The organism is Bacillus amyloliquefaciens DSM 7 = ATCC 23350 (genome assembly GCF_000196735.1).
Lineage (GTDB): Bacteria > Bacillota > Bacilli > Bacillales > Bacillaceae > Bacillus > Bacillus amyloliquefaciens.
The window spans coordinates 629,987-654,151 of record NC_014551.1 but is presented as its reverse complement, the minus strand read 5'-3'; the positions used below and the strand labels follow the sequence as shown (position 1 = coordinate 654,151).

Below are 24,165 nucleotides of genomic sequence, written 5' to 3'. Positions count from 1 at the left end.
AAAATTAGTTTATTCGTTAATTGATCAAAAATGGAAGACGGCAAAAGCCGCCTCCCTGTCATCATTTTCCGTCCGCAGGCCGTACCGGAACCGCGAATGTGATCTTGCTGTCACCTGCTAAAGTGTTCATGGCCGTTTGATTGACATACAAAGCATATGAATCGAATGAGAAATCGCGCAATGAATAGTCATTATCAGATGAATCATCCAATTCAAAAACGGATTCCATTTCACCCGTTTTAAGATTCGTGACTTTCGCCTTATTCCCTTTCAGATAATAGCCTTTTTCATACTCATCAAGCGATGGCCAGGTTTTCATTTTTTTCGTATCGCCGAGACCGATTGACTCACCGACATTCATCAGCTGATCTTCATCCGTCTTGCTTACATTAATTCCGCTGAATTGATAATTGACAATCACCCGTCTGCCTTGCTGTTTGATCTTTTTGATGGTGATGCCGACATGGTGATGTTTCGTTTCATAGCTGGCGGGCAGTTTTGTTTTCAGTGGGACGATTTCTCCCGGCTCTGATTCTGATTTTAAATTACCCGTTATGAAAAGTGTTTTCGCTTTCGGGTCTATCGGTTTGCTGAATTGAGTTTGGCCGCGTACTCTTTTCCCGCCGCCGGGAAGGTTCTTTCTGCTGCCAAGGTCAATATTTGACATCGTCATTTCATAATGGTTTCCTGCATCATCCGTTGCTTCGTCAATCGAGATGGCATCATTTTTGGCTGCATCGTGAAAGTCGACTGAATATAAGAGTGCCGATCCCATCGTTCCGTTTTCCGCCCGGATATCGAAAAAGCGGTATAATCCGTTATTTACATTGACGGCTTTCGTTCCTTCCAGGGAAACTGACTTTTGTTTTTTGATCGGGAGTGTAAAGCGCCAGTTTCCCGGGATGTCCTTGATTTTTGTAATGACAAGCGGAAGCTTATCACCGTCTTTCAGCTTTGAACCGTCCGTGAACAAGCGAAGCTGCCCTCCGTACCGACCGTCTTTCATTTTTTTCATATCAGTCCTGTCATAATCCTCAGATAATATATTCCGGGTATCTTTATAATCGACTTGAAAAGGAATACTCTCCTCATCTGATTTCAAATTGTCAACGATAAAGTTATAAACGAGCTGTCCGCTGTCGTAATATACACTTTTTACTGTCACCGTGATCCCGCGTGATTCCGCTTTCTCGTTCAGTTTTGTCACCAGATTGCTTTTAAACAGCGCAGAACCTGCCTTATCCTGAAACAGACTGTAAATTTGTCCGGCAGCAGGAATGTTTCCCATAGCCGTATTAACGGAGGGCATGAACAAGCCTGAAGACAGATACAGAAAAAACAAAGCAGCAGCAACCGCGAAGCCGTTTATCAGTTTTCTTCCCCATCTCCGTCTGACGGCGCCTTCTTTTCCGGCACGGACAGCCGCGCTGTGTATCACGTTTTTCAATTCAGCTTTCGGCACGTCTATGTCCTGATACAATTGCTTCATTTGATGCTTTTCCATATTTGTTTATCCTCCTTTTCCAGCTCTTGCTTCAATGCTTTTCTCGCCCTGTGCAGATGCGTTTTTACGGTGCCTTCCGCCATGCCGGTCTGTTCAGCGATAATGGAAATCGAAAAATCCTGAAAATAATAAAGCTGAATGGTCAGCTGTATATGTTCATCAAGTGTTTCCAGAGCATTTCGAAGGTCTATGTATTCTTCAACGTTCTTGTTCTCCGCACATGTATCGTGGTGCTGCTCAAACGGGATGACGTCACCGTGCTTTTTCCTCATCGCAAAAATCGTATTAAGCAAAATCCGGATCAGCCACGTTTTAAAATATTTCGGCTCCTTCAGCTGCGCGATATGAAGAAAAGCCTTGTAAGCCGTTTCCTGAACAGCGTCCAGGGTGTCTTCTTTGTGATGCAAATAGAGATAAGCTGTTTTATATAAAGTCTCCTGATGAGCTGTGATCAGTTTTTCAAAGGCTGAGGCATCACCTTTTTTCGCCTTTTTGATCAATCGTTCTTCCTTCACCTTATCCACCTCCTATGCTGTTAGATACGAATCGGGGCGAAACGGTTTCAAAAAGATGACAAAAAAAACGCCTCTTTTTTAAAAAGAGACGTTTTTTATCTTGATTTATTCCCACTCAATCGTCGCAGGCGGCTTACTTGTAATATCATACACGACGCGGTTGATGTGTTTCACTTCATTGACGATACGTGTCGAAATCACTTCAAGCACATCCCAAGGGATACGCGCCCAGTCAGATGTCATGCCGTCGATTGAAGTTACGGCACGGATACCGATTGTGTAATCATACGATCTCGCATCTCCCATGACGCCGACGCTGCGGATGTCAGGAAGAACCGTGAAGTACTGCCAGATGTCGCGCTCAAGGCCGTGGTTTGCCACTTCTTCGCGCAGAATCGCGTCTGATTCACGAACGATTTCAAGTTTTTCTTCCGTTACTTCGCCGAGTACGCGGATGCCAAGACCAGGTCCCGGGAACGGCTGACGCCATACGATATCATCCGGAATGCCGAGCTCTGTGCCGAGCGCGCGCACTTCATCTTTGAAAAGAGTGTTAAGCGGTTCGATCAGTTCAAACTGCATATCTTCAGGAAGACCGCCGACATTGTGGTGCGATTTGATCGTTTGCGCTGTTGCCGTTCCGCTTTCAATAATGTCTGTGTAAAGCGTTCCTTGCGCAAGGTAATCGATTCCTTTCAGCTTGACCGCTTCATCATCAAATACGTAAATGAATTCGTTGCCGATGATTTTGCGTTTTTGCTCAGGATCAGAAACACCTTTCAGCTTATTTAAGAATCTGTCTTTCGCATCAACTTTAATGACATTCATATTAAAGCCTTCGCTGAACGTTTTCATGACGCCTTCCGCTTCGCCTTTACGGAGCAGGCCGTGGTCGACGAAAATACAAGTCAGCTGGTCGCCGATCGCTTTATGAATCAAAACGGCTACGACAGAAGAATCAACTCCGCCGCTCAAAGCGCAAAGCACTTGTTTGTCTCCGACTGTTTCGCGGATTTTTTGCATTTCGATTTCGATAAAGTTTTCCATTGACCATTCGCCTTTACATTCACAAGGACCGAAGACAAAGTTTTTCAGAAGGTCATTTCCGTATTCTGAATGGCGGACTTCCGGGTGGAACTGAACGCCGTACCATTTTTTGTCTTTTTTACTCATCGCTGAGTTCGGGCAGTGATGGCTTGTCGCATCTACCGTAAACCCTTCCGGCACTTGTACGACTAAGTCGCCGTGGCTCATCCATACCACTTGTTCTTCCGGAAGATCTTTGAACAGGTCAGGAGTTCCTTGAATCTGAATGTTCGCTTTTCCGTATTCGCGCTGGCTTGCCGCCTCGACTTTCCCTCCGAGGTAATGAGTCATCAGCTGCATACCGTAGCAGATGCCCAATACAGGAATATCGAGTTCAAAGATTTTTTCGTCACAGCGGAAAGATCCTTCATCATATACACTGTTCGGTCCGCCTGAAAGGATAATTCCTTTTGGATTCATTTCTTTGATTTCCTCAGCTGTCAACGTATGGGGATGCAGCTCGCTATATACGCCAAATTCACGGATCCGGCGGGTAATCAGCTGGTTATACTGACTGCCGAAATCAAGAACAAGAATCATTTCATTCACTAACTTCGTCATGGTTGTCACCTAATCTCCTCTAAGTTTTTGACACAGAAAAAACGGAGGACACACGTTCAGCCCTCTGTCGCGCAAGACTTGTCCGGAAGCCCGGCTTTTTAACGCTCCCGGGCTCCCATTTAACATTCATTTATTCTAACAACAGGACGATATGCGGTCAAGACTATCTTGTTTTAATTATATTTTCCCACAACTGTACCGATTCATTCCAAAGCTCTGCGGCATTATCGCTGCGGTATAAAGCACGCTCATAGCGCAGCGTCAGCTCGGACATGTCGTCTGTATGGTACGCCTCATCAATCCTCGCGGCAAAATCACGGAGCGTTTCTCCGTCTCCCCTGCTGAACCCTTTTCGTTTCAGCTGGCGGAGCAGCGCGGCATATGCGTCGAAAAAGACGTCTTCATCCGTGCGCCGCTTCAATCTGGCTGCTGCAACATGCGGAATCCAGCGCGCCCGCAGCACCCAGACGAGCGCGGCCGCGGCTGAAATCACGATGATGATAGCTGCATACGGCCACAGCTGTGCCGCGGTTTTATTGTGCATCACAGGATGCGGAGCCGCACTGTGCTCCCGCTTTTTCGGCGTTTCTTTTTTTTCGGGCTTTGTTTCCTGGCGCTGCTTGTCAGACGGTGTATCCGAATTCCCCGCTGAGCTTCCGCCATCTTTTCCCGCTGTATGATTCTGCTCTGACGTAAACTCCGTCGGATTGGTGAAGCCTTTCGTCGGCTCAAACGTCACCCAGCCCTGATCCGGAAAATATACTTCTACCCACGAATGGGCATTGTTGTTTGTGACTTCATAAAGATGGCCGTTTTGATCGCCCGCGCCTTTATATTCTCCGGATGTATAGCCTTTCACCCAGCGGGCGGGAATTCCCGCAGATCGCAGCAGCACAGCCATTGCCGAAGAAAAGTTATCACAATAACCTCTTTTCGTTTCAAACAAAAATTGATCCACATAATCCTGGTTGTGCTCCGGAACGGCGACATCCTGTGTATCATACGAAAATGCGGAAGATCCCAGATAATCCTCGACCGCCTTCGCTTTATCGAACATATTATGATGATCCCGCGTCAGCCTGTCGGCAAGCTGTCTCACTCTTTCCGGAAGGCTGTCGGGAAGCTGCAGATACCGGTCATTGAATTGATTCTGCTCACGGTATCGTTTCACTTTCACTTTTTTGAGGTCATTCAGTTTAAAGACGGGCGCGTGAAAAGTCACCGTGTACCGTCCCATATTGCGGATGCTGCCCACTTGTTCACTGATCGGCGTGATTTGCTCGGTGTTTCCGTTCATTTCAAGCTGAATCGAGTGCTTCGGTTTAATATTGGAGACGCCGATCGGATACATGACGTGATTATAAAGATAATTCTCATCAATGGACACCTGCGCCGTATAACGTCTCGTCTGCACACTCCGGTCAAACCATATATCTTCCACATTGCCGCCATTCAGTTTATAGGACATGCCCTGATCGGTCTCCACCCAGCCTTTTCCCGTGTATGTATCCTTCGTTTCCACCCGGAAGTACGCCCGCTCTTTTCCCTTCCATGTGAAAACCGGCGTATCGTCCTGCTGAAAAGGCCCGCCTAATGTTTCATCATGGTTGCCGTAGCCGATTTTGCTCTCAGCGGCGGGCACCTCTTTGTGATTTGTTATTTTTTTCAGAAACGGCACGGGGTCCGGCCAGTTCGGATCTGATTTCGGAGCCGCCAGACCGAATAGGACGGAAGCGCAGATAAACAGCGCCAGCGGCAGAAACCATTTGATGATCAACCTTTTTTTAAACGCTATGTGTTCCGTCAGGCGGATGCGCTCCATATTCAAAAGCCCCATCATCAAAAAGCCGATAAAGACAATCCGGATGACGGCGTATGCGGCATCATAGGGAGTAAACGTATCAAGCACGGTGATATAGGCCACCGTCATGATAAAAAAGAATAATATTTTCCGCTGATAGATCACCCAGTAATGCAGTAAATATACGAGCAGCCATAATAGCACAAAAAACAGCAATGTGCGGAATGACGGGTTCATATCATTCCATCTTCCGGTCCCGATGTGCCGGGCATTCAGCATCACGTCCCGCAAAAAAGAAGCGAGCCATTCCGGCTGAAAAACCGAACCTTTATAAAACAGCATATGAATACTGATCAACGTAAACAGAATGCAGGACGGCACGGTGACGTACCACCTCATCCGGAAGAATGACAGCAGAAATGCCAAACCGATAAAAATGATGAAAAAACCGGTATGTTTTGTATCCGTAAAATTGTGCAGCGGCCTGAGCCATTCCCATAACAATAAAAAAGCGAGAAAATAAAACAGCAGCAGACTCAGCCTGCTTCCCTGGTTCTCGTCATGCGGCATGGCGCGCCACCTCTCTTTCTAAACAACATGGGACACCCGTTTGTCCCTGATCATTTGCACCTTGATATTCTTCTGAGCGAAGATGAGAGCGAGATTCCGTTCTTTTTCCGAAAGCACGGCATTCGTTTCTTTCGCCAAAAACACCGTCATGTCAAAAGGTCCTGCCTCAGCCTGTTTGAGAAGCTCTTCTGTAAGGCTGCCCGTCACGACGGCAATAAAAGCTTTGCGGACACGCGGATCTGCCAGCTCTTTTCTTAAGCGTCCGCCGGCATCAGCTTCTTCCGATTCTGAAACTGCAGCCAGATAACGCAGCACATTTCTGAAATGCTGCTCTCCCTCCCGGACGGGAAAAACAGTCCGGTCGTTCCCCAATGAAATAAACCCCGCGGGAGAGCCCTTCACAAGCGCCGTGTAAAGCAGGGATGCCGAGGCTGAGACCGCGGCTTCAAACGAAGGGGACGGCGTGCAGTCCAAAAGGAGAACCATATTCATACTCTGCAAGGGGTCAAATTCCTTCGTCATCAGCTCATTGCGCCGCGCCGATGTTTTCCAGTCGAGTGCGGAAAACCGGTCGCCCGGCTGATAATTTCTGACGCTCGCGGCCATTGCGGAGCGGTGAGTCTGAAACGGCGCGCCGGCACCCGCACCCTCTTCTCCGGATACGGTCTGCGTCTTATAATGTACAGACCCGTACGCCGGGAAAACTAAGACCGTATCCGTTACCGAAAACGAGGCCGTCTTGTCCAAAAGCCCGAGAACATCTCCGGTCCGCACTCTTATCGTATGTAAACGATGCTCTCCGCGCGGAGCCTGCGGCAGCTCATATTGAAACGTCAGCTTTTTTTGAAACCACGGAAACACGAGCTGTTTCGCACAGCGCCTCTCGCCAAGCGTTTCCGGCATCACATCTTCAATGACCATATAAGTCAGCGGAAACGGCAGGCGCCTCGTCAGCCTGATGGTGACAGACAGCCTGTCACCCGAGGTTAATTGAGCAGAAGAAATCTCACGCGTCACCCGAAACGCCCGCAGCGGATACACAGCGACCAGCCCGGCGTAAACGGTAAACGGCAAAAACGCATAAAATAAAAACCAGCTCACAAATCCGCCCTGAAACATGGCATAAGAAAAGACCGCTGCCGTCAATACGGCCAAAATAAGCAGCTTCCAGCCGTATAGCAGCCAATGCACTTTCTTTCTCATTATCGGACCGACATCCTTTGAACGGGAACTTTTTCCGTCTGCATGATGTCTTCGATCACAGCTTCCGGCGTGACATCATTAAATTTCGCCTCGGCCGTTAAGATCATTCTGTGAGGCAGCGTATACGGAGCCAAATACTGGACGTCATCAGGAATGACGTAGTCGCGATCATGAAGCAGCGCGTATGCCTGTGCGGCTTTCATTAATGAAATCGAACCGCGCGGACTTACGCCCAAATGTACGGACGGATGCCGGCGGGTATGCTGAGTGATGCCGACGATATAGGCTTTAATGCCATCATCCACCCGCACCTGCTCCAGCTTTTGCTGAAGACTGATAAATTGTTCTTTAGAAATGACGGGCTCAATTGTTTCAAGCGGATTGCGCCCTTCCTGCAAAGACAGAACCTTAAGCTCCTCCTCGGCAGTCGGATAGCCCATCTTCAGCTTAAATAAAAACCGGTCAAGCTGGGCTTCAGGAAGCGGATATGTTCCTTCATATTCAACCGGGTTTTGTGTGGCCATGACGAAAAACGGCTCAGCCAGCCGCATTGTCTTTCCGTCAATCGTGACATTTCCCTCTTCCATCGCCTCAAGCAAAGAAGACTGCGTTTTCGGAGAGGTTCTGTTAATTTCGTCGGCCAGCACGATATTCCCCATAATCGGTCCCGGGCGGTATTCAAATTCCATCGTTTTCGTATTATAAATAGAGACACCCGTCACATCTGACGGCAGAAGATCCGGAGTGAACTGAATCCTCTTAAAGTCAGCTCCGATCAGCTTGGCCAAAGCGCGGACCATCATCGTTTTTCCGACTCCCGGCACGTCTTCCAGCAGCACATGCCCTTTTGCGAGAATGGCGGCCAAGCTGAGTATGGCGATATCCCGTTTTCCTATGATGATGTTTTCAATATGCTCAACGGCTTTCTCCAGCAGCGGATGCAGCTCTTCTTTATAAGCCATTCTTCTCCTCCTAGTCATCTCTCAAATTTCAATTATCGTAACCTAACTTTACCACAAAATATAAACAGTATAAAAAAACGTTTCCAGCGAATTGTTTCCAGTCCGCAAAAGGAAAAAAGCTCCCTTTAGAAAGGAAGCTTTATTTCAGCTGGAGAGGCTCCATATGAACATGTGAATGGTCGATGGCATGTTCATCTTTCATCTTTCATCTTTCGTTCTACCTCATTTGCGATATCATGACTCTCTTTAATATTCATATCAGACGGCACTTCAATGACGACATCAATATGAACGGAGCTGCCCAGATATCTCGCTTTAATATCTTTTAAACGGCTGACGCCCGCAATCTGTTCGATCGTCTTTTTATAATCAGAAATATTTTTGACATCAAAACCGTCAGTCAGCGAATGAGAGGATTCTTTGAAAATATCCCACGCGGTTTTGCAGATGATCAATCCGATGATAAACGCCGTGACCGTATCAACCCAAGCCAAATGGAACTGCGAAGCAAAAATTCCGATAAACGTGCCGATACTGACGAGCGCATCTGATTTATTATCAGCAGCCGCGGCTGAAAGGGCTTGGCTGTTTACCTTTTTGGCAAGCCCTTTTATATAGCGGTAGACAATCAGCATCACGACGGCGCTCCCCGCAGCCGTCCAGGCAGCAATCATATCCGGTGTTTCCTCTTTTACGGAAAAAATAGATTGTGCGGCGCTGAACAGCACTTGCATTCCGACAAGCATCATAATAATGGAAGCGATAAGTGACGCGACGGTCTCCGCCCGAAAGTGGCCGTAAGGATGATCTTCGTCAGGAGGTTTCTGAGAGATGCGCAAACCGATGAAAACAGCGGCAGATGCCACGATATCAGTCGTGTTGTTTAAACCGTCGGCTTGAAGCGCCTCTGAGTGAAACAAATAGCCGATCACAAGCTTCACAGCCGACAATACTGCATATGCGGCAATACTGACAATCGCTCCGGTTTCGCCTTTTTTCAATTCATGATATCTCTCCACTGAAAACCCTCCTTCCCGTTCATTTTTTCCTTCATTATCATACAAAGCGAAGGCACAGTGGGTCTATAGAAACATGATTCACTTTCCACAGAAAAATAGTAATCATAGAACATTTGTGCATACAGGCAAATTATTTTTATTCACGAAACCCCAGTCATCCCAATCGTACCAAGGCTTCTTGCCGCTCTGCTTATATGGAATTATTTTCAATACCATCAAAACATATAAATCACAGAAAATTATTTCTTTTCCTTCTGCTGTACGAACGAGAAAAAATGTCATATTTTCTTACATCATTTTCAAAAGTCATATGTATTTATGATAAAATAAAACTTGTCGGAATATTCAGCATAAACAAATTAAAAGGAGGCAAAGAATGAATCAGCCTAATTCTTTATCGAAGGGATTAAAAACCCGGCATATGACAATGATTTCAATTGCCGGCGTGATCGGCGCCGGATTATTTGTCGGAAGCGGATCCGTCATTCATTCCACCGGACCTGGAGCAATTGTCTCCTATGCATTAGCAGGACTATTAGTGATTTTTATTATGAGGATGCTGGGGGAAATGTCCTCCGTCAACCCGACAAGCGGTTCGTTTTCACAGTACGCACATGACGCCATCGGTCCGTGGGCCGGTTATACCATCGGATGGCTGTATTGGTTTTTCTGGGTCATCGTCATTGCCATTGAAGCAATTGCGGGCGCCGGAATCATCCAGTACTGGTTCCCCGGCATTCCGTTATGGCTGACGAGTCTGCTTCTGACCGTGCTGTTAACACTGACGAATATTTATTCAGTTAAATCGTTCGGCGAATTTGAATACTGGCTTTCCTTAGTGAAGGTGGCGACTATCGTTGTCTTCTTAATCGCGGGTTTTGCGTTTATTTTCGGCCTCGTCCCCGGCAGCAAACCGGTCGGACTTGAAAACCTGACGGGCAACGGCGGATTTCTCCCAAAAGGGCCAAGCTCCGTTCTGCTCGGCATCGTCGTCGTTATTTTTTCTTTCATGGGATCTGAAATCGTCGCAATCGCAGCGGGAGAAACGTCAAACCCGGTCGAATCCGTAACAAAAGCGACCCGCTCAGTCGTTTGGCGGATCATCATTTTTTACGTCGGCTCCATTACGGTTGTGGTCACGCTGCTTCCGTGGGATTCAGCCAATGTTCTGGAAAGCCCCTTCGTTGCCGTTTTAGGCCATATCGGGGTTCCCGCGGCCGCTCAGCTCATGAATTTCATCGTCCTGACAGCCGTTCTGTCCTGCCTGAACTCCGGGCTTTATACAACATCACGGATGCTGTATTCACTGGCAGAGCGTAATGAAGCGCCGCGGCGGTTTATGAAACTGAGCAAAAGAGGCGTACCGGTTCAAGCCATTGTCGCCGGCACCTTTTTCTCCTATATTGCCGTTGTGATGAACTATTTTTCTCCTGACTCCGTATTTTTGTTTCTGGTCAATTCATCAGGGGCAATCGCACTGCTCGTCTATCTCGTCATCGCAGTCTCACACCTGAGAATGAGAAAGAGAATTGAACGGACAAACCCTGAATCTCTTAAAATCAAAATGTGGTGCTACCCATACTTAACCTACCTGACGATCATCGCTATTTGCGCCATCTTGTTATCTATGCTGTTTATCAGCTCAATGCGGTCTGAATTTCTGCTGACAGGATTTATTACATTAGTGGTCCTTGCCTCATATGTATTCCACAAAAAACAAAAACCGAAAGAGAACGCTTCCGCAAGCCGGGTTGCGCAATAACCGCAAACACCCGCCCTCAAAAAAGGGCGGGTGTTTTTTTAACCAACCTGTTCCAGACAGCATTAACTGTAGTACAGGATTTCAATAAATGATAAGGACAGGATGAATAATGGCACTTGAAAAATTTGCAGATGAACTGCCGATTATCGAAACACTGAAGCCGCAGAAGACATCAAACGGCAGCACGTATTATGAAGTCACGATGAAGGAATGCTTTCACAAGCTGCACCGTGATCTCCCGCCGACCCGGCTGTGGGGCTATAACGGTTTGTTTCCCGGCCCGACGATCGACGTGAACCAAGATGAGAACGTCTATATTAAATGGATGAATGACCTGCCGGATAAGCATTTTCTCCCTGTGGACCATACCATTCACCATTCAGAGGGCGGCCATCAGGAACCCGACGTCAAAACCGTCGTCCATTTACACGGAGGAGCAACGCCGCCGGACAGCGACGGCTATCCGGAAGCCTGGTTCACACGGGATTTCAAGGAGAAGGGGCCTTATTTTGAAAAAGAGGTATACCACTATCCAAACAAACAGCGCGGGGCGCTATTATGGTATCACGACCACGCCATGGCAATTACGAGGCTCAATGTGTACGCCGGGCTTGCCGGCATGTATATCATCCGCGAGCGAAAAGAAAAGCAGCTGAAGCTTCCCGCCGGAGAATACGACGTACCGCTTATGATTATGGACCGCACGTTAAATGACGACGGTTCCTTGTTTTATCCGAGCGGGCCCGATAATCCTTCCGAAACGCTGCCGAATCCTTCAATCGTTCCATTCCTTTGCGGAAATACCATTCTCGTCAACGGCAAAGCGTGGCCGTATATGGAAGTCGAACCGCGGACATATCGTTTCCGTATCCTTAACGCCTCAAATACGAGAACATTTTCCCTCTCGCTCAATAATGGCGGCCGGTTTATTCAAATCGGTTCTGACGGCGGACTGCTCCCCCGTTCTGTCAAGACACAGTCCATCAGCTTAGCCCCGGCTGAGCGGTATGATGTGCTCATTGATTTCTCCGCTTTTGACGGAGAACATATTATTTTAACGAACGGCACCGGCTGCGGGGGCGACGTCAATCCGGATACCGACGCCAATGTGATGCAATTCCGCGTCACAAAACCGCTGAAGGGAGAAGACACCAGCCGGAAGCCTAAATATCTGTCAGCCATGCCTGATATGACATCAAAAAGAATACACAATATCAGGACGCTTAAACTCACAAACACGCAAGACAAATACGGCCGGCCGGTTTTAACACTCAATAACAAGCGCTGGCATGATCCCGTGACAGAAGCGCCGCGGCTCGGCTCAACGGAAATCTGGTCGATTATCAACCCGACGCGGGGAACCCATCCGATACACCTGCACTTGGTTTCCTTCCAAGTCCTTGACCGGCGTCCTTTTGACTTAGAACGTTATAACAAATTCGGCGACATTGTGTATACAGGCCCCGCCGTCCCGCCGCCTCCAAGTGAAAAAGGCTGGAAAGACACCGTGCAGGCGCACTCCGGAGAAGTCATCAGAATCGCGGCGACATTCGCGCCTTACAGCGGACGGTACGTATGGCATTGTCATATTTTAGAACATGAAGATTATGACATGATGAGACCGATGGACGTCACAGAAAAGCAGTAATCCCCCTTTTTGAGAAGGGGCTTTTTTATTTATACAAAAAGAAAAAATAAGGATCCGCTTATTTGCATATACTGTAATAACAGGAAGACGGTGCACCCTCATTGGAAATATGGATAGAAAAAGGAATTAGGAGATTAGGGAAAAGTATGAGACAATGAAGGTGTGCACGAAAATTCATAAGGGAAGAAGTGACTTTATGTCTTACTACAACAAACGTAATCAGGAACCGCTGCCTAAAGAAGATGTCAGTACGTGGGAATGCACAAAAGAGGACTGTATCGGCTGGAGCAGAAAGAATTTTGCCGGCAGTGATACCCCGACTTGCCCCCTTTGCGGCAGTAAAATGATCGACGGCGTCCGTTCGTTGGTGAATCTCCAAAACAACAGTCAAACGGCATCAAGTTAGACCTCCCTTTTACGAGTCTCAACATAGAGAAGGCCTCCATGTCTCATGAGAGGCCTTTGCGTTATCATGTCCTTTTACGATGCAAAGGAGCAATGAACATGAAAAACGATCGGCAGCAGAAAGATCTCAAGGAAATGGCAAAACAGCAGAAAATGAACCTTGCCGCACAGTCATTCATCGAATCACTCCATTTTGCCGTTCCGATTCTCCGTTTTTTCAAATGGCTCGCCTCAGCCGCAGCCAGCTTTGTTCATTAAAAAACACCCAGCGGGCGCTGAGTGTTTTTTTCATGATTGGATAACGGAAAAACTGTTGATAATGCCATTGTCATTTTCCCAGACTTTTTCACATTTTTTCGTATCCAAATGATAAGCATAAATGGTCCTGACCTTCGCGTTCCGTCCTGTTTCATCCTTCAGACGCTTAGCGCCTTTGGCTTCCGCCATGAAATAAATGATGCTGCCGTCTTTAGAAAACTGAGGCTGGGCATCAATCAGCGGAGTGAAATCCTTCCCGTTTGAGATAATCGTTTCATCTTTTTTCGTTTTGACATTCATCAGACGGATGGACGCTTTTTGTTCAGTCCCTTTTTGTGTATAAGATGTAAAGACAAGATTTTTGCCGTCCGGTGACATCGCGATGTCGCTGATAAACTGTTCAAGGTTTGTCAGATCCTGAAGGTGATCGCCCGCCCCTGCCGCAAACCGTATATTCGTCGGTTCAGGGTCAACCCCCTTCTCATTTGCCTCATCCGTTTTTTTATAATCCTCTTTCACGGAATAATGCAGCAGCGCAAAATCGTTTTGGCTGCGGTTATAAAAGAAGCCGCTCACACTGTCGTCTTTCTCATCCGCCGCAGGGTACAGGTTTTGATAGCGTTTCGTTTTCAGATCAAAAGACGCGAGACGGAAAATATCTTCATCCGCTTTTCCGAGACGGAAATAAATGTGCGTCTTATCCTTGGATAAAAACAGACTGTCAGCGCTTGCCGATCCTTTATAAAGCACCGTCTTCTGTTTCGTCTTCAGATCAAGCTTATACAGACGCATCTCATTCTGATCATTATTACCGACATAATAGAGCACCTGATGGGCGTCATCCAGCGCAAACGCCGGATATGCCGAAAGCTTTTCCTCGTACAGCATACGGCCGTCTTCGTAATATTTCGTCATCAGATCTTTGTCTGTAATGGAAACAAGCAGCTTGTCATGGCCGCCGGAGACAACGGCTTTTCCGCCTCCGTCGCTTTTTCCTTTGATCAGTAAAACGGCCGCGATGACCGCCGCCGCCAGAACAGCGGCTGCGAGGATCCAGATCCATCGTTTCTTATTCATTATCAATCTCTCCGTCAATCAGAAAAAGCAAGAATAGTCTCCTTGCTTTTTCTGATGGTCTATTTTAATAGCTGTAATGTCCGGATACTCTTCCTTTGCTTAACGGATATCCGAGCGCTTTGAACGCTTTCGGGCTGACATCCAATACGGCATTCGGCAGACGGCCTACATCATTTTTATATACTGTGATAACCTTTTTCGGTTTTGCTTTAGCATAAGCTCTGATTTTCGTTCCGTTTCTCGGAACGTCAAATCCTAATTTTGTCGCGCAATCCCAATGTCCCAGTTTTTTACCGGAAGATCCTTTTTTACCGACTCCATTATACCATGTAATATTTCCGTTCACTTTTTTAGCACTTGCATCAGAAGAGTAACTGATCGCTCCCAGCGTACTTCCTGCTAAAATCAATAATGCTAAGAATAACTTCTTCAAGCTTTCGTCCCCCTGATTCTTTATTCTAGGCAAAATTATACACCAAGAAGACGATTATAATATTTCAATCACTTTACATGTTCATTACAACGCGACGGAGACACGCACACAATATTGACACAATTTCCAATTCTATATAATCCCATGGTAAATTATACTACAAAATTTAATTCATAAGCGTTATAATATCCCTAGAGTATTTCTGCATTCAATATGGACTTTTTATAAGGCCTATTGATAGTTGCGTAATATGATATATTTTGAGAAATCAGGCTTTAGGAAGCACTTTTTTTCCTTTTAAACCGTGGTTCATATTGATCATGTACCTATACTCGTTTCCATCAGACTAGGAGTGATAATCAATGAAAGCGGCAAGATGGCACAATCAAAAAGACATTCGAATCGAAAACATTGATGAACCTAAAGCAGAACCGGGAAAAGTCAAAATTAAAGTCAAATGGTGCGGGATTTGCGGAAGCGACCTTCACGAATATCTGGGAGGTCCGATCTTTATTCCGGTCGGCGAACCCCATCCGTTAACTAAAGAAACGGCGCCTGTCACAATGGGTCACGAATTCTCAGGAGAAGTCGTTGAAGTGGGCGAAGGCGTCAAAAATTACAGTGTCGGCGACCGTGTCGTCGTGGAACCGATTTTTGCCACACACGGACATCAGGGAGCCTATAACCTTGATGAACAAATGGGATTCTTAGGCTTAGCGGGAGGCGGCGGCGGATTTTCTGAATATGTGTCCGTTGACGAAGAATTGCTGTTTAAGCTTCCTGAAGAGCTTTCTTATGAACAGGGCGCGCTTGTTGAGCCGTCAGCGGTAGCGCTTTACGCCGTCCGTCAAAGCAAATTAAAAGCGGGCGACACGGCAGCCGTTTTTGGCTGCGGACCGATCGGGCTGCTTGTGATTGAAGCCCTGAAAGCAGCCGGCGCCACAGATATTTACGCGGTTGAACTTTCACCGGAACGTCAGGAAAAAGCGAAAGAACTCGGCGCTATCATCATCGATCCGTCAAAAACGGATGATGTCGTTGAAGAAATCGCAAAACGCACAAACGGCGGCGTTGATGTTTCTTATGAAGTGACAGGCGTCCCTGTCGTTCTCCGCCAGGCGATCCAGTCAACAAGCATTGCCGGTGAAACGGTTATCGTCAGCATCTGGGAAAAAGGAGCGGAAATCCATCCGAACGATATCGTCATCAAAGAACGTACCGTAAAAGGCATTATCGGATACCGTGACATCTTCCCTTCCGTTCTCGCACTGATGAAAGAGGGCTACTTCTCAGCAGATAAGCTCGTCACGAAAAAAATCGTGCTCGACGATCTGATTGAAGAAGGCTTCGGCGCTTTAATCAAAGAGAAAAACCAAGTAAAAATCTTAGTAAAACCGAATTAAACCGTTCAGCAAAATAAACAGACACATCCAAAAAGAGCCGTTCAGGCTCTTTTTTTCGTCCCTTCGTCTTTCCTTCCTTTTCCTTTTAAAAATGATCCGCTCTGCGCAAACTATTTTTCACCCTGTTCCGTCTATCCATAGGTAACAGCCTATGATACGTATTTTTAAAAAAGGAGCCCTTTAAAGCAATGAAGAACGAAACAGCCAAAGCGTCGCTTGTGACGTGCATAACTGAGCGCAAAGAAGACTTTTACCGCCTGGCATACAGTTATGTAAAGAACAAGGATGACGCGTTAGATATTGTTCAGGAATCAATTCAAAAAGCGCTGACATCAGTCGAATCCGTCAAAAACCCCGATGTGATAAAAAGCTGGTTTTATAAAATTTTAGTGCGTACGGCCATTGATTATCTCCGCAAACAGAAAAAACTTAAAGTGATGGACGATGAAACGATCGAGTTTTTAAGCCGCGGAAAGGAAGATCACTACAAAGACACGGACCTTCATGAAGCGCTTGACGACCTGCCGCATCAATATAAAACCATTATCATTCTGCGTTTCTTTGAAGACTTGAAATTAGAAGAGATCGCGGACATTACGGGGGAAAACATCAACACCGTCAAAACACGCCTTTACAGGGGGCTGAAGCTCATGCGCATTCAGCTGACGAAGGAGGATCTTTCTTAATGGAAAAAAGATTAGAACAATTAAGAGAAGAGTATAAAAGTGTGCCCATTCCTAAAGAACTGGACAGCATTGTCGAAAAAGCCCTTCAGCACAAACCGAAGAAAAAACGAATCGTGATGTGGCCGACATCCGCGGCAGTCGCTGCGGCCGTCTTATTTACCGCCGTAGTCAATATCAATCCGGATGCCGCACAAGCCATGTCTAAAATCCCCGTCATCGGCAAAGTCGTCCAAGCCATCACATTCGTGGAGATGAAAGAAGAAAAGAACCAATCAAGCATCGATGTGAAAACGCCTGCTCTGTCCGGCCTTTCCAATCATGAACTTGAAGACAGCATCAACCGGCATTATATGAAAGAAAGCAAAGAGCTCTACCGGGAATTTATGAAGGCGACCTCAAAAAGCAAAAAAGGCCACCTCAGCATCTACAGCGATTATGAAACCGTAACTGACACATCGGATCTGATCTCAGTCCGCCGTGATATCGAAAAAACCCAGGCTTCATCTTATACCCAAAGCCGATATATCACGATTGATAAAAAGAATGAGGCCGTGCTTACGTTAAAGAGCTTATTCAAAGATGACCGTTATATTAAAGTCATCAGCCAAAATATTAAAGAACAAATGAAAAAACAGATGAAAGAAGATCCGAATAAAATATATTGGGTCGAGGAAGATGATATGACGGAGCCTTTCAAATCCATTCATGCCGATCAGAATTTTTATATTACAGATCAGCACAAACTTTTCATCTCATTTGATGAATACGAAGTAGCACCCGGATATATGGGCGTTACAGAATTTAAAATACCGACCTCCGTCATCTCAAAGCTGCTTGTCGGAGACCGCTACATCAGATAAAGAAAGAAAAAAATCCATGATATCCGCAGATCATGGATTTTTTCTTTTTCCCCGGCAACAGCCGCTTGCACAGGGGAACCCTTTCATATAACAGACGCCGGACGAGGGCTGAAAAGTTTAAGAAAATCACAACATTTCATTCATTTTTTCTGAAACAAAATCCCCTTCCGAATGCGTCTATCTAACGGAACAAATGGAAGACTGTACAGAAATCTGCCATAACCATCCGCAAAACAGCGAGAATTTCCGCACACATTATTGGAGGAATACCATGTCAGACAAGTCACTGAATCATCGCTATATTCCCGGACTGGATGGACTTCGCGCCTTTGCCGTCCTCGCAGTTATCGCATATCACCTGAATTTTAATTGGGCCGACGGCGGTTTCATTGGTGTTGATATCTTTTTTGTTTTATCGGGGTATTTAATCACATCTATTATATTGCCTGCCCAAGGCAATGACATCACCCTTGATTTGCGTGATTTTTGGGTGCGCCGGATCAGACGGCTTCTGCCGGCGGCTTATCTCATGATTATCACGACAGTCATTTGGGTCATATTATTTAATAGCGAGCTCCTGCATACCGTACGCGGAGATGCGGTCTCCTCACTTTTTTACATAAGCAACTGGTGGTTTATCTTTCATAAACTTTCTTATTTCGACAGCTTCGGCTCTCCTTCGCCATTAAAAAACCTTTGGTCGCTGGCGATTGAAGAACAGTTTTATATCATATGGCCTTTCCTGCTGCTTGCAGGAATGCACATATGTAAAACACGGGCCCGGCTTGCGGCAGCGGTCACATTCATCGCGTTATGCTCAGCAGTCGTGATGAGTATGATGTATGTCCCTGGCGGAGATCCGAGCCGCGTTTATTACGGGACGGACACCCGATCATTTGAATTGCTTATCGGCTGCGCTTTAGCTTTAGTGTGGCCGATGAAACGATTATCTTCCAAACGGCTGCCGAGCAGCATGAAACACCTGCTTCACGGGACGGAGCTTGCCGCTTTTGCCGCGCTGTTGCTATGCGTCTTTTACACGGATGAATATGAACCCTTCCTGTACAAGGGCGGCATGCTTTTGATCAGCATCACCGCAGCGGTCCTTGTCGCATGTATATGCCATCCGAGCAGTTTTTTGGGACATGTCCTTTCATGGAAACCGCTTCGCTGGATCGGAACGAGATCATACGGAATCTATCTTTGGCATTATCCGGTTATCGTGCTGAGCACACCCGTGCAGGAAATCGGAAATCCGGTTTATTGGCATTGTGCCGTCAGAATCGGCGCCACTTTCATTCTTGCCGAACTTTCTTATCATTTCATTGAGAAACCGATCCGCACTGCGGGCTTCAGGCCTTTTTTCCGCCGCGTGTTTTTGAACCGCTTTCTGGAATGGAAGACGTCCTCTGTCATCAGCAGAATGTCGCTCGGCCTCATTCTTGCCGCCATCCTCGTATTTGCGGGCGGGCTGTCAGGAATAGCCGAGGAGAAAAAACAGCCGCAATGGACATACGCGCAAAGCGGGCAGCAAGAAACAGCCGCCTCTTCACACAAAACGGCTGATCATGATAAACCGGCAAAAGAAGATGACAGCCAGAAAAAATACGGCGGCGAAAAAACAGACGCCGCATCAGACAAAAACAAGAAAGAATCAACAGGCAAATCAGATACGAAGAAAAACGAAGACAAAAAAGAGCAATCATCTCAAAAAACGGCTGATTCAAAACAAACACAGCCAAAAAAAGAAGTGCTGGCCATCGGTGACTCCGTGATGCTCGACATTGCGTCATACCTGCGACAGTCCCTCCCTCATGTCACCATCGACGGAAAGGTAGGAAGACAAGTCTCTCAAGCACTCCAGCTCACATCGGAATACGCGTCATTTAATCAGCCGAACAAAGCGGTCATCATCGAGTTAGGGACGAACGGCTATTTCACAAACAGCCAGATTGAATCACTGATCAGCTCCTTTTCAAAAGCTGATATCTATCTTGTCAATACGCGTGTGCCGCGGCAGTGGGAAAGCAAGGTAAACGAGTCATTGCGCCAGCAGGCCGAATCACGCAAGAATGTCACCCTTGTCGATTGGCATGCAAAAGCATTGCAGCACCCTGAATACTTTACACCCGACGGCGTACATCTCATCCCTGAGGGATCAAAAGCGCTGACATCCCTCATCGTCCAAACCATGAAATCATGACAAAAAAAGAGGCCTCAAAAGGCCTCTTTTTCGTATATCGTCAGGCAAGCTTCTGTCCGCAATTCGGGCAAAAATTCGCGCCTTCCGTTTTCGTTCCGCAGTTCGGACAGAATTTCGGCTTAGCCGCTCCTTCTGAGCCATTTGCCGGTGCCGTCCCCTGATTCTGCTGATTTTGACTTTGCTGCGGCTGGTTCTGCTGATTTTGATTCATTTGGTTCATCATTTGATTTGCCATATTCATTCCCATCATCATGCCGGCCATATCGGAGGCTGTGCCGCTTCCGCTCATTTTGCCGGATGACATTCCGTCAGTCATGGAAATCTGCTGATAGCGATTCACATCGCCCACCATGCCGTAAGAAGCGTTCTTCGTAATCATATCCTGAACTTCCTGCGGATAGTTAAAGCTCATGATATTGAAGCCCGTAATCGACATCCCGTCTCCGATCAGCTGCATATCAAGATCTTCTTGAATCCCTTTTCCGATTTCAAATGAATTCGACTGCAGATTGAACATGTCTTTTCCTTCTCTGGTGATCCATTTCATCAAAAGCTGATCGAGAATAGACGTAATCCGGATTTTAATGTCCTCTACTAAATAGCTGTCTTTGACACCCGCAATCTTATCAATCAATCCGATGTAGTCAATGACCTTGAAGTTAAATGTACCGTTTGCGCGGATCGGCATACCGCCCGGCATTCCCGCCGCCGGAATGTTGATGGCGTTTTTTGTGCCCCACTTCACGGTGAACTCCTTCGTATTCACAAACAGCACTTCCGCCCGCATGCCGCTGTTAAAGCCAAACTTAAACCCTTTTAACGTCGATAGAAACGGAATGATTTCTGACTCGATATCATAATCGCCGTCATCACGGAAGATCCCTTCAATCTTCCCGTTGTGTAAAAAGATGGCATCCTGTCCCGGCCGGATGATCAGACGGCTGCCTTTTTTAATTTCACGGTTGTTCCATTTATAGAAAACCATGTCGTCTCTGAATTCTTCCCATTCCACCACATTCGCTAACTGATTTCTGAAAAAACCCAAGTATGCTCAAATCCTTTACGTAAAATTTAAAAACTTCCTTTGCTTCCGCTGTAAGACGTGCCGCCCCTCGTGACTCCGCCGTCATTGTCATTATCTTTGTCAGGCTTTCTTTCTCTTGTAACGTCCGTCCGGATATATGTGTCGTGCTGGTCCAGCACTTCAGACGTATCGTGATCCATATACGTGCTGCCGGTGACGGTGACCCTGCCGCCGGAATTGTACACCATCACAGTGACGGCAATTCCGGCTGCGGCTGCGGCGATAATCAGCTGAAACCACCACGTGAGCAGCAGATTGTCAGACTTGTTCTCAGGGTTTTTCCCCATATCTTTGTAGGACATTTTAATATAAGTCTCAAACGCCTTTTCGTAATGGCCTGCGGAAATGTCTGACGAAATCGTATTCCTGATCGTATTCAGCCGGCTGCTGTTCAAATACGTCTCCGCCTTTTTGTATCCGGAGATAAATACTTCCCGATCTTTCATATCAATGGTCAATATCGCCGTGCTTCCGTGAAAATGACTGTCATAAAAATCACCGGCGTACTGCGCGATGTCCTTACCGCCCGTTCCGTTTGCGGTAAGAATAATAAAATCGGTATGGCGCTTTGCCCCCAGCTTCCCCGCCAATTCCTCGAGTTTCTTAGTTTCATCCTTCGTTAATAAGTGAGCATTGTCATAAACATATTGCTTCTGTTCAGCGGCAGACGCTGATGTATGTAAAGAAAAAGACAGCATCAGAAAAAGGACGAAGCAAAAGAGACACGCTTTTTTTATCGATACTTTCATCAAAAACCGCCCCCTATCATAAGTGAGACGAGTCTTAATGCTAAAAACGTGCCGGCTGTAATGCCGCCGAACCACGCGGCCACTTTTCCGGCGCTGATCGGCGGTTTGCCGACAACCTTGCCCGTCTGCCCGTTCATCGCAAAAATGTGCTCAGTCCGCTCATAATCATAGCTGACCATCCAGACCGGAAGAAGCACGTAAAAACTGCTGAGTTTATCCGTCTGAATCTTTTCATCTGTAATGTCAGCCGTCGTATAGCCGGAGAAGGTGGATCTGATATAAGAATCAATATAATGGCTGATTTTATCCTTCGCCCGCGGAAAGAGATCGTCATCGGTATAATTGTACTTTTCCGCTATATATCCCGCCAAATAGGCTGTATTAAACTCCTTCAGCTCACTGTAAGAATAAGGCTCCAGTTTGTCCATTAATTCATCATTCATTTTTTCTGAAGCGTCGACCGGAATTTTGAGATAATCAAGATTAATATCGCGGTACGCGTTGTAATACTCGGTCTCCGTCACCCGGTATTCTCCATCATCATAGTGATGCACTCTCGTACAAACGGCATTGACCTGAACCTTGCTGTTTAAGTCAAACATCCAAAACGGCACGTACATACCGGTTATGTTCTTCACCCGATCGGCATTCATAAATCCCTTAGGTGTCAGGCGGCCGTTTCTGCACCACTTTTTAAAAGCGCTCATGGCCTCTTCTTTGCTGATCGTAAAAGGAATCACCATGGAAGGCGCGAGATTTCCCGATAATCGATCGGCGAGAACGGCCGCACCTCCGCAAAACCCGCACATCGTTGCAGTCGTCTCCGCCTCAGTCATTAATACCGCGCCGCAGTTCTCACAGTGATACTCCTTCGCCTCATTTTCAGAAAATCTGGTCGTAATATACTCTTTAGGCAGGCTTTCTATTTGATCCTGCCGCCCGCAGCTGCGGCATGTCAGCTTGCCAGATGAACTGTCAAAGACCATATCATCGCCGCAGTTCGGGCATTTATAAGAAATGATCATTCTGTTTCTCTCACTTTCTCTTTATATCGGACAAAGCTCAGCCCGCTGTCTATTGATCTTTACTGAAAAGCATTTTCTGCTTGAGCGCCGCCAGTTCATCATCGACACTGCTTTGATTGCTGTCATATTTAGCCGTCAGCTCGTCAATATCGTCTTTCGGAGACGCATTCAGCTCCGCCATCGCATTGGCATGATCAAGCGCCCGGTTGACCTTGTCTTCCATTCTATCGAAAGCTGTCATCGATTGGCCCGCATTTGAAACAGAGGATCCCAGTTTGTTCATTTTCTCCTGTGTTTTTGCCACAGACCACTTCGCTTTAATGGCATTTCGCCGCGACTCAAGCTCCCCGATATCGGCAACAAGCTTGTCATGCATGCTGCGCATTTGAGACGCGTTGGAAGAAGCAAGCTGATAAGCCGTTTGCAGCTCAGTCAGCCTTGATTCAACGGCTGCTTTCCTTTCCAGAAATGTCCGCGCATCAGCTTCATTTCCGGCCTGTAAAGCTTTCATCGCGTAGCTTTCCATCTTTTCGGCCTCAGCCTGGCATTCCGTTAACGCTCTTTTCGCCCGCTGTTCCTCAGCCATGACAGAAGCCGTCTCCGCCTTCACTTTTCCTAAATCACTGTTCAGATTCCGCAAATATTGATCAACCATTTTTTCAGGGTTCTCAGCTTTATCCAGCAACGCATTAATATTGCTTGACATAATGTCTTTAAATCGTCCTAAAATACTCATTTTTCATTTTCCTCCCAAAATTAAATAGTAACAAGTTCACAGTTATATATACTGGTTTTTTTCAAAAAAGTTTCATTTTCTCATGAGTTTATGTATAAATATATAAAAAAAGTCTCATTCAGCCCATTTATGCCGGCGGATATTCTTTATAACCAAATACAATGAAAACAAAAAATAAATAAACAGCCCGATCATCAAACCGCTCACTAACGGATAATGCTTCGCAGAATACACAAAGAAATCCAGCTGCGATATCTGTTCGGGACTTGTGATCGTATCCGTATTATTCAGCAGCTTTGAAAATTTAGCCGTATAATTCCAATCAAACGAATCAGAAACAAGCTCACTCCCCTGATACCAATTCACAGCGGCGAGGCAGAAAAAACAAAAAACAGAAAACGCGCATTGCACGATAAGAAAAACATTTTTCATGTAAAGCATTCCTCCGCGGTTCAATTTCTTATGCCGTCACACTATACATGACGGCAGCAGCAGAAACTTGGTTTTACTTCGATTTTATAAAAACATTATTGTATGTACTTCACATTGGTTCAATTTACTGGATATCCCTATAAAGTATACCGTATATCAGAATGGGTTTCAGACCTAAATAAA

At 46.4% G+C, this 24,165-nt stretch carries 21 protein-coding genes and 1 pseudogene; 8 read left to right on the top strand and 14 right to left on the bottom strand.

The window, feature by feature from the left end; all coding sequences use genetic code 11:
* Window positions 1–61: 61 nt before the first annotated feature.
* The 7 genes and pseudogenes from BAMF_RS23670 to BAMF_RS23640 form a co-directional block, all read right to left on the bottom strand.
* Entirely contained in the window at window positions 62–1,504 is a 1,443-nt protein-coding gene (locus BAMF_RS23670; RefSeq protein ID WP_013351270.1) for a DUF4179 domain-containing protein, read from the bottom strand.
* Window positions 1,486–2,019: a sigma-70 family RNA polymerase sigma factor gene (locus BAMF_RS23665; RefSeq protein WP_013351269.1), complete on the bottom strand. Its 534-nt coding sequence runs from the start codon at window positions 2,017–2,019 to the stop codon at window positions 1,486–1,488. Before BAMF_RS23665 ends, BAMF_RS23670 begins: the two co-directional genes overlap by 19 nt.
* Window positions 2,020–2,124: 105 nt before the next feature.
* Window positions 2,125–3,666, bottom strand: a complete 1,542-nt coding sequence (guaA, locus tag BAMF_RS23660; protein ID WP_013351268.1) for a glutamine-hydrolyzing GMP synthase — start codon at window positions 3,664–3,666, stop codon at window positions 2,125–2,127.
* 163 nt (window positions 3,667–3,829) lie between these two features.
* Window positions 3,830–6,037, bottom strand: coding sequence for a DUF4129 domain-containing transglutaminase family protein (locus BAMF_RS23655; RefSeq protein WP_013351267.1), 2,208 nt, complete (start codon window positions 6,035–6,037; stop codon window positions 3,830–3,832).
* An 18-nt stretch (window positions 6,038–6,055) separates the two neighbouring features.
* Window positions 6,056–7,240 carry a DUF58 domain-containing protein gene (locus BAMF_RS23650; protein WP_013351266.1) on the bottom strand — a complete coding sequence of 395 codons (1,185 nt, stop codon included), beginning with the start codon at window positions 7,238–7,240 and terminating at the stop codon, window positions 6,056–6,058.
* A complete protein-coding gene (locus BAMF_RS23645) occupies window positions 7,240–8,202 on the bottom strand; it encodes an AAA family ATPase (protein WP_013351265.1) in 963 nt (320 codons plus the stop codon). Before BAMF_RS23645 ends, BAMF_RS23650 begins: the two co-directional genes overlap by 1 nt.
* A 139-nt stretch (window positions 8,203–8,341) precedes the next feature.
* Window positions 8,342–9,221 (bottom strand): annotated as a pseudogene (locus BAMF_RS23640) (cation diffusion facilitator family transporter).
* A 376-nt stretch (window positions 9,222–9,597) separates the two neighbouring features.
* On the opposite strand from BAMF_RS23640, the gene gabP reads away from it, so the two are divergent.
* The 4 genes from gabP to BAMF_RS41465 all read left to right on the top strand — a co-directional run bounded on the left by gabP (window position 9,598) and on the right by BAMF_RS41465 (window position 13,294).
* Window positions 9,598–10,983 carry a GABA permease gene (gene gabP, locus BAMF_RS23630; protein ID WP_013351263.1) on the top strand — a complete coding sequence of 462 codons (1,386 nt, stop codon included), beginning with the start codon at window positions 9,598–9,600 and terminating at the stop codon, window positions 10,981–10,983.
* Between the two features lie 109 nt (window positions 10,984–11,092).
* Window positions 11,093–12,631 (top strand): outer spore coat copper-dependent laccase CotA, encoded by a 1,539-nt coding sequence (gene cotA / locus BAMF_RS23625; RefSeq protein WP_013351262.1) that lies wholly within the window; start codon window positions 11,093–11,095, stop codon window positions 12,629–12,631.
* Window positions 12,632–12,827: 196 nt separating this feature from the next.
* Entirely contained in the window at window positions 12,828–13,037 is a 210-nt protein-coding gene (locus BAMF_RS23620) for a cold-shock protein (protein ID WP_013351261.1), read from the top strand.
* 98 nt (window positions 13,038–13,135) lie between these two features.
* A complete protein-coding gene (locus BAMF_RS41465) occupies window positions 13,136–13,294 on the top strand; it encodes a hypothetical protein (RefSeq protein ID WP_014469842.1) in 159 nt (52 codons plus the stop codon).
* 30 nt (window positions 13,295–13,324) lie between these two features.
* On the opposite strand, the gene BAMF_RS23610 is transcribed toward BAMF_RS41465, so the two are convergent.
* Together BAMF_RS23610 and BAMF_RS23605 are read right to left on the bottom strand one after the other, a co-directional pair.
* On the bottom strand, window positions 13,325–14,371 hold the full coding sequence (locus tag BAMF_RS23610; protein WP_013351259.1) for a TolB family protein: 1,047 nt from the start codon (window positions 14,369–14,371) through the stop codon (window positions 13,325–13,327).
* A 64-nt stretch (window positions 14,372–14,435) separates the two neighbouring features.
* Complete coding sequence (locus tag BAMF_RS23605) at window positions 14,436–14,804, bottom strand: RlpA-like double-psi beta-barrel domain-containing protein (RefSeq protein WP_007408877.1); 369 nt, start codon at window positions 14,802–14,804, stop codon at window positions 14,436–14,438.
* 362 nt (window positions 14,805–15,166) lie between these two features.
* On the opposite strand from BAMF_RS23605, the gene BAMF_RS23600 reads away from it, so the two are divergent.
* The 4 genes from BAMF_RS23600 to BAMF_RS23585 all read left to right on the top strand — a co-directional run bounded on the left by BAMF_RS23600 (window position 15,167) and on the right by BAMF_RS23585 (window position 19,956).
* Complete coding sequence (locus tag BAMF_RS23600; protein WP_013351258.1) at window positions 15,167–16,207, top strand: 2,3-butanediol dehydrogenase; 1,041 nt, start codon at window positions 15,167–15,169, stop codon at window positions 16,205–16,207.
* Between the two features lie 188 nt (window positions 16,208–16,395).
* On the top strand, window positions 16,396–16,893 hold the full coding sequence (locus BAMF_RS23595) for an RNA polymerase sigma factor (RefSeq protein ID WP_013351257.1): 498 nt from the start codon (window positions 16,396–16,398) through the stop codon (window positions 16,891–16,893).
* Window positions 16,893–17,753 (top strand): anti-sigma-V factor RsiV, encoded by an 861-nt coding sequence (gene rsiV, locus BAMF_RS23590; RefSeq protein WP_013351256.1) that lies wholly within the window; start codon window positions 16,893–16,895, stop codon window positions 17,751–17,753. The genes BAMF_RS23595 and rsiV overlap by 1 nt, the downstream gene beginning before the upstream one ends.
* Window positions 17,754–18,024: 271 nt before the next feature.
* Entirely contained in the window at window positions 18,025–19,956 is a 1,932-nt protein-coding gene (locus BAMF_RS23585) for an acyltransferase family protein (RefSeq protein WP_013351255.1), read from the top strand.
* 40 nt (window positions 19,957–19,996) lie between these two features.
* On the opposite strand, the gene BAMF_RS23580 is transcribed toward BAMF_RS23585, so the two are convergent.
* The 5 genes from BAMF_RS23580 to BAMF_RS23560 form a co-directional block, all read right to left on the bottom strand.
* The gene (locus tag BAMF_RS23580; protein ID WP_013351254.1) at window positions 19,997–21,001 is read right to left on the bottom strand and encodes an SPFH domain-containing protein; all 1,005 of its coding nucleotides are present in this window, start codon (window positions 20,999–21,001) and stop codon (window positions 19,997–19,999) included.
* 26 nt (window positions 21,002–21,027) lie between these two features.
* Window positions 21,028–21,789, bottom strand: a complete 762-nt coding sequence (locus tag BAMF_RS23575; protein WP_013351253.1) for a TPM domain-containing protein — start codon at window positions 21,787–21,789, stop codon at window positions 21,028–21,030.
* Window positions 21,789–22,814, bottom strand: a complete 1,026-nt coding sequence (locus BAMF_RS23570; protein WP_013351252.1) for a TFIIB-type zinc ribbon-containing protein — start codon at window positions 22,812–22,814, stop codon at window positions 21,789–21,791. Before BAMF_RS23570 ends, BAMF_RS23575 begins: the two co-directional genes overlap by 1 nt.
* 49 nt (window positions 22,815–22,863) lie before the next feature.
* Window positions 22,864–23,550 carry a PspA/IM30 family protein gene (locus tag BAMF_RS23565; RefSeq protein WP_013351251.1) on the bottom strand — a complete coding sequence of 229 codons (687 nt, stop codon included), beginning with the start codon at window positions 23,548–23,550 and terminating at the stop codon, window positions 22,864–22,866.
* 114 nt (window positions 23,551–23,664) lie between these two features.
* Window positions 23,665–23,982, bottom strand: a complete 318-nt coding sequence (locus BAMF_RS23560; RefSeq protein ID WP_013351250.1) for a DUF4306 domain-containing protein — start codon at window positions 23,980–23,982, stop codon at window positions 23,665–23,667.
* Window positions 23,983–24,165: the final 183 nt, after the last annotated feature.

Excerpts from the sequence above, each read along its gene's own strand:
- BAMF_RS23655 (WP_013351267.1), bottom strand. The coding sequence starts at position 6,037 with ATGCCGCATGACGAGAACCAGGGAAGCAGGCTGAGTCTGCTGCTGTTT.
- BAMF_RS23585 (WP_013351255.1), top strand. The coding sequence starts at position 18,025 with ATGTCAGACAAGTCACTGAATCATCGCTATATTCCCGGACTGGATGGA.
- rsiV (WP_013351256.1), top strand. The coding sequence starts at position 16,893 with ATGGAAAAAAGATTAGAACAATTAAGAGAAGAGTATAAAAGTGTGCCC.
- BAMF_RS23645 (WP_013351265.1), bottom strand. The coding sequence starts at position 8,202 with ATGGCTTATAAAGAAGAGCTGCATCCGCTGCTGGAGAAAGCCGTTGAG.
- gabP (WP_013351263.1), top strand. The coding sequence starts at position 9,598 with ATGAATCAGCCTAATTCTTTATCGAAGGGATTAAAAACCCGGCATATG.
- guaA (WP_013351268.1), bottom strand. The coding sequence starts at position 3,666 with ATGACGAAGTTAGTGAATGAAATGATTCTTGTTCTTGATTTCGGCAGT.
- BAMF_RS23600 (WP_013351258.1), top strand. The coding sequence starts at position 15,167 with ATGAAAGCGGCAAGATGGCACAATCAAAAAGACATTCGAATCGAAAAC.
- BAMF_RS23565 (WP_013351251.1), bottom strand. The coding sequence starts at position 23,550 with ATGAGTATTTTAGGACGATTTAAAGACATTATGTCAAGCAATATTAAT.
- BAMF_RS23610 (WP_013351259.1), bottom strand. The coding sequence starts at position 14,371 with ATGAATAAGAAACGATGGATCTGGATCCTCGCAGCCGCTGTTCTGGCG.
- BAMF_RS23595 (WP_013351257.1), top strand. The coding sequence starts at position 16,396 with ATGAAGAACGAAACAGCCAAAGCGTCGCTTGTGACGTGCATAACTGAG.
- BAMF_RS23570 (WP_013351252.1), bottom strand. The coding sequence starts at position 22,814 with ATGATCATTTCTTATAAATGCCCGAACTGCGGCGATGATATGGTCTTT.
- BAMF_RS41465 (WP_014469842.1), top strand. The coding sequence starts at position 13,136 with ATGAAAAACGATCGGCAGCAGAAAGATCTCAAGGAAATGGCAAAACAG.
- BAMF_RS23650 (WP_013351266.1), bottom strand. The coding sequence starts at position 7,240 with ATGAGAAAGAAAGTGCATTGGCTGCTATACGGCTGGAAGCTGCTTATT.
- BAMF_RS23575 (WP_013351253.1), bottom strand. The coding sequence starts at position 21,789 with ATGAAAGTATCGATAAAAAAAGCGTGTCTCTTTTGCTTCGTCCTTTTT.
- BAMF_RS23560 (WP_013351250.1), bottom strand. The coding sequence starts at position 23,982 with ATGAAAAATGTTTTTCTTATCGTGCAATGCGCGTTTTCTGTTTTTTGT.
- BAMF_RS23620 (WP_013351261.1), top strand. The coding sequence starts at position 12,828 with ATGTCTTACTACAACAAACGTAATCAGGAACCGCTGCCTAAAGAAGAT.
- BAMF_RS23670 (WP_013351270.1), bottom strand. The coding sequence starts at position 1,504 with ATGGAAAAGCATCAAATGAAGCAATTGTATCAGGACATAGACGTGCCG.
- cotA (WP_013351262.1), top strand. The coding sequence starts at position 11,093 with ATGGCACTTGAAAAATTTGCAGATGAACTGCCGATTATCGAAACACTG.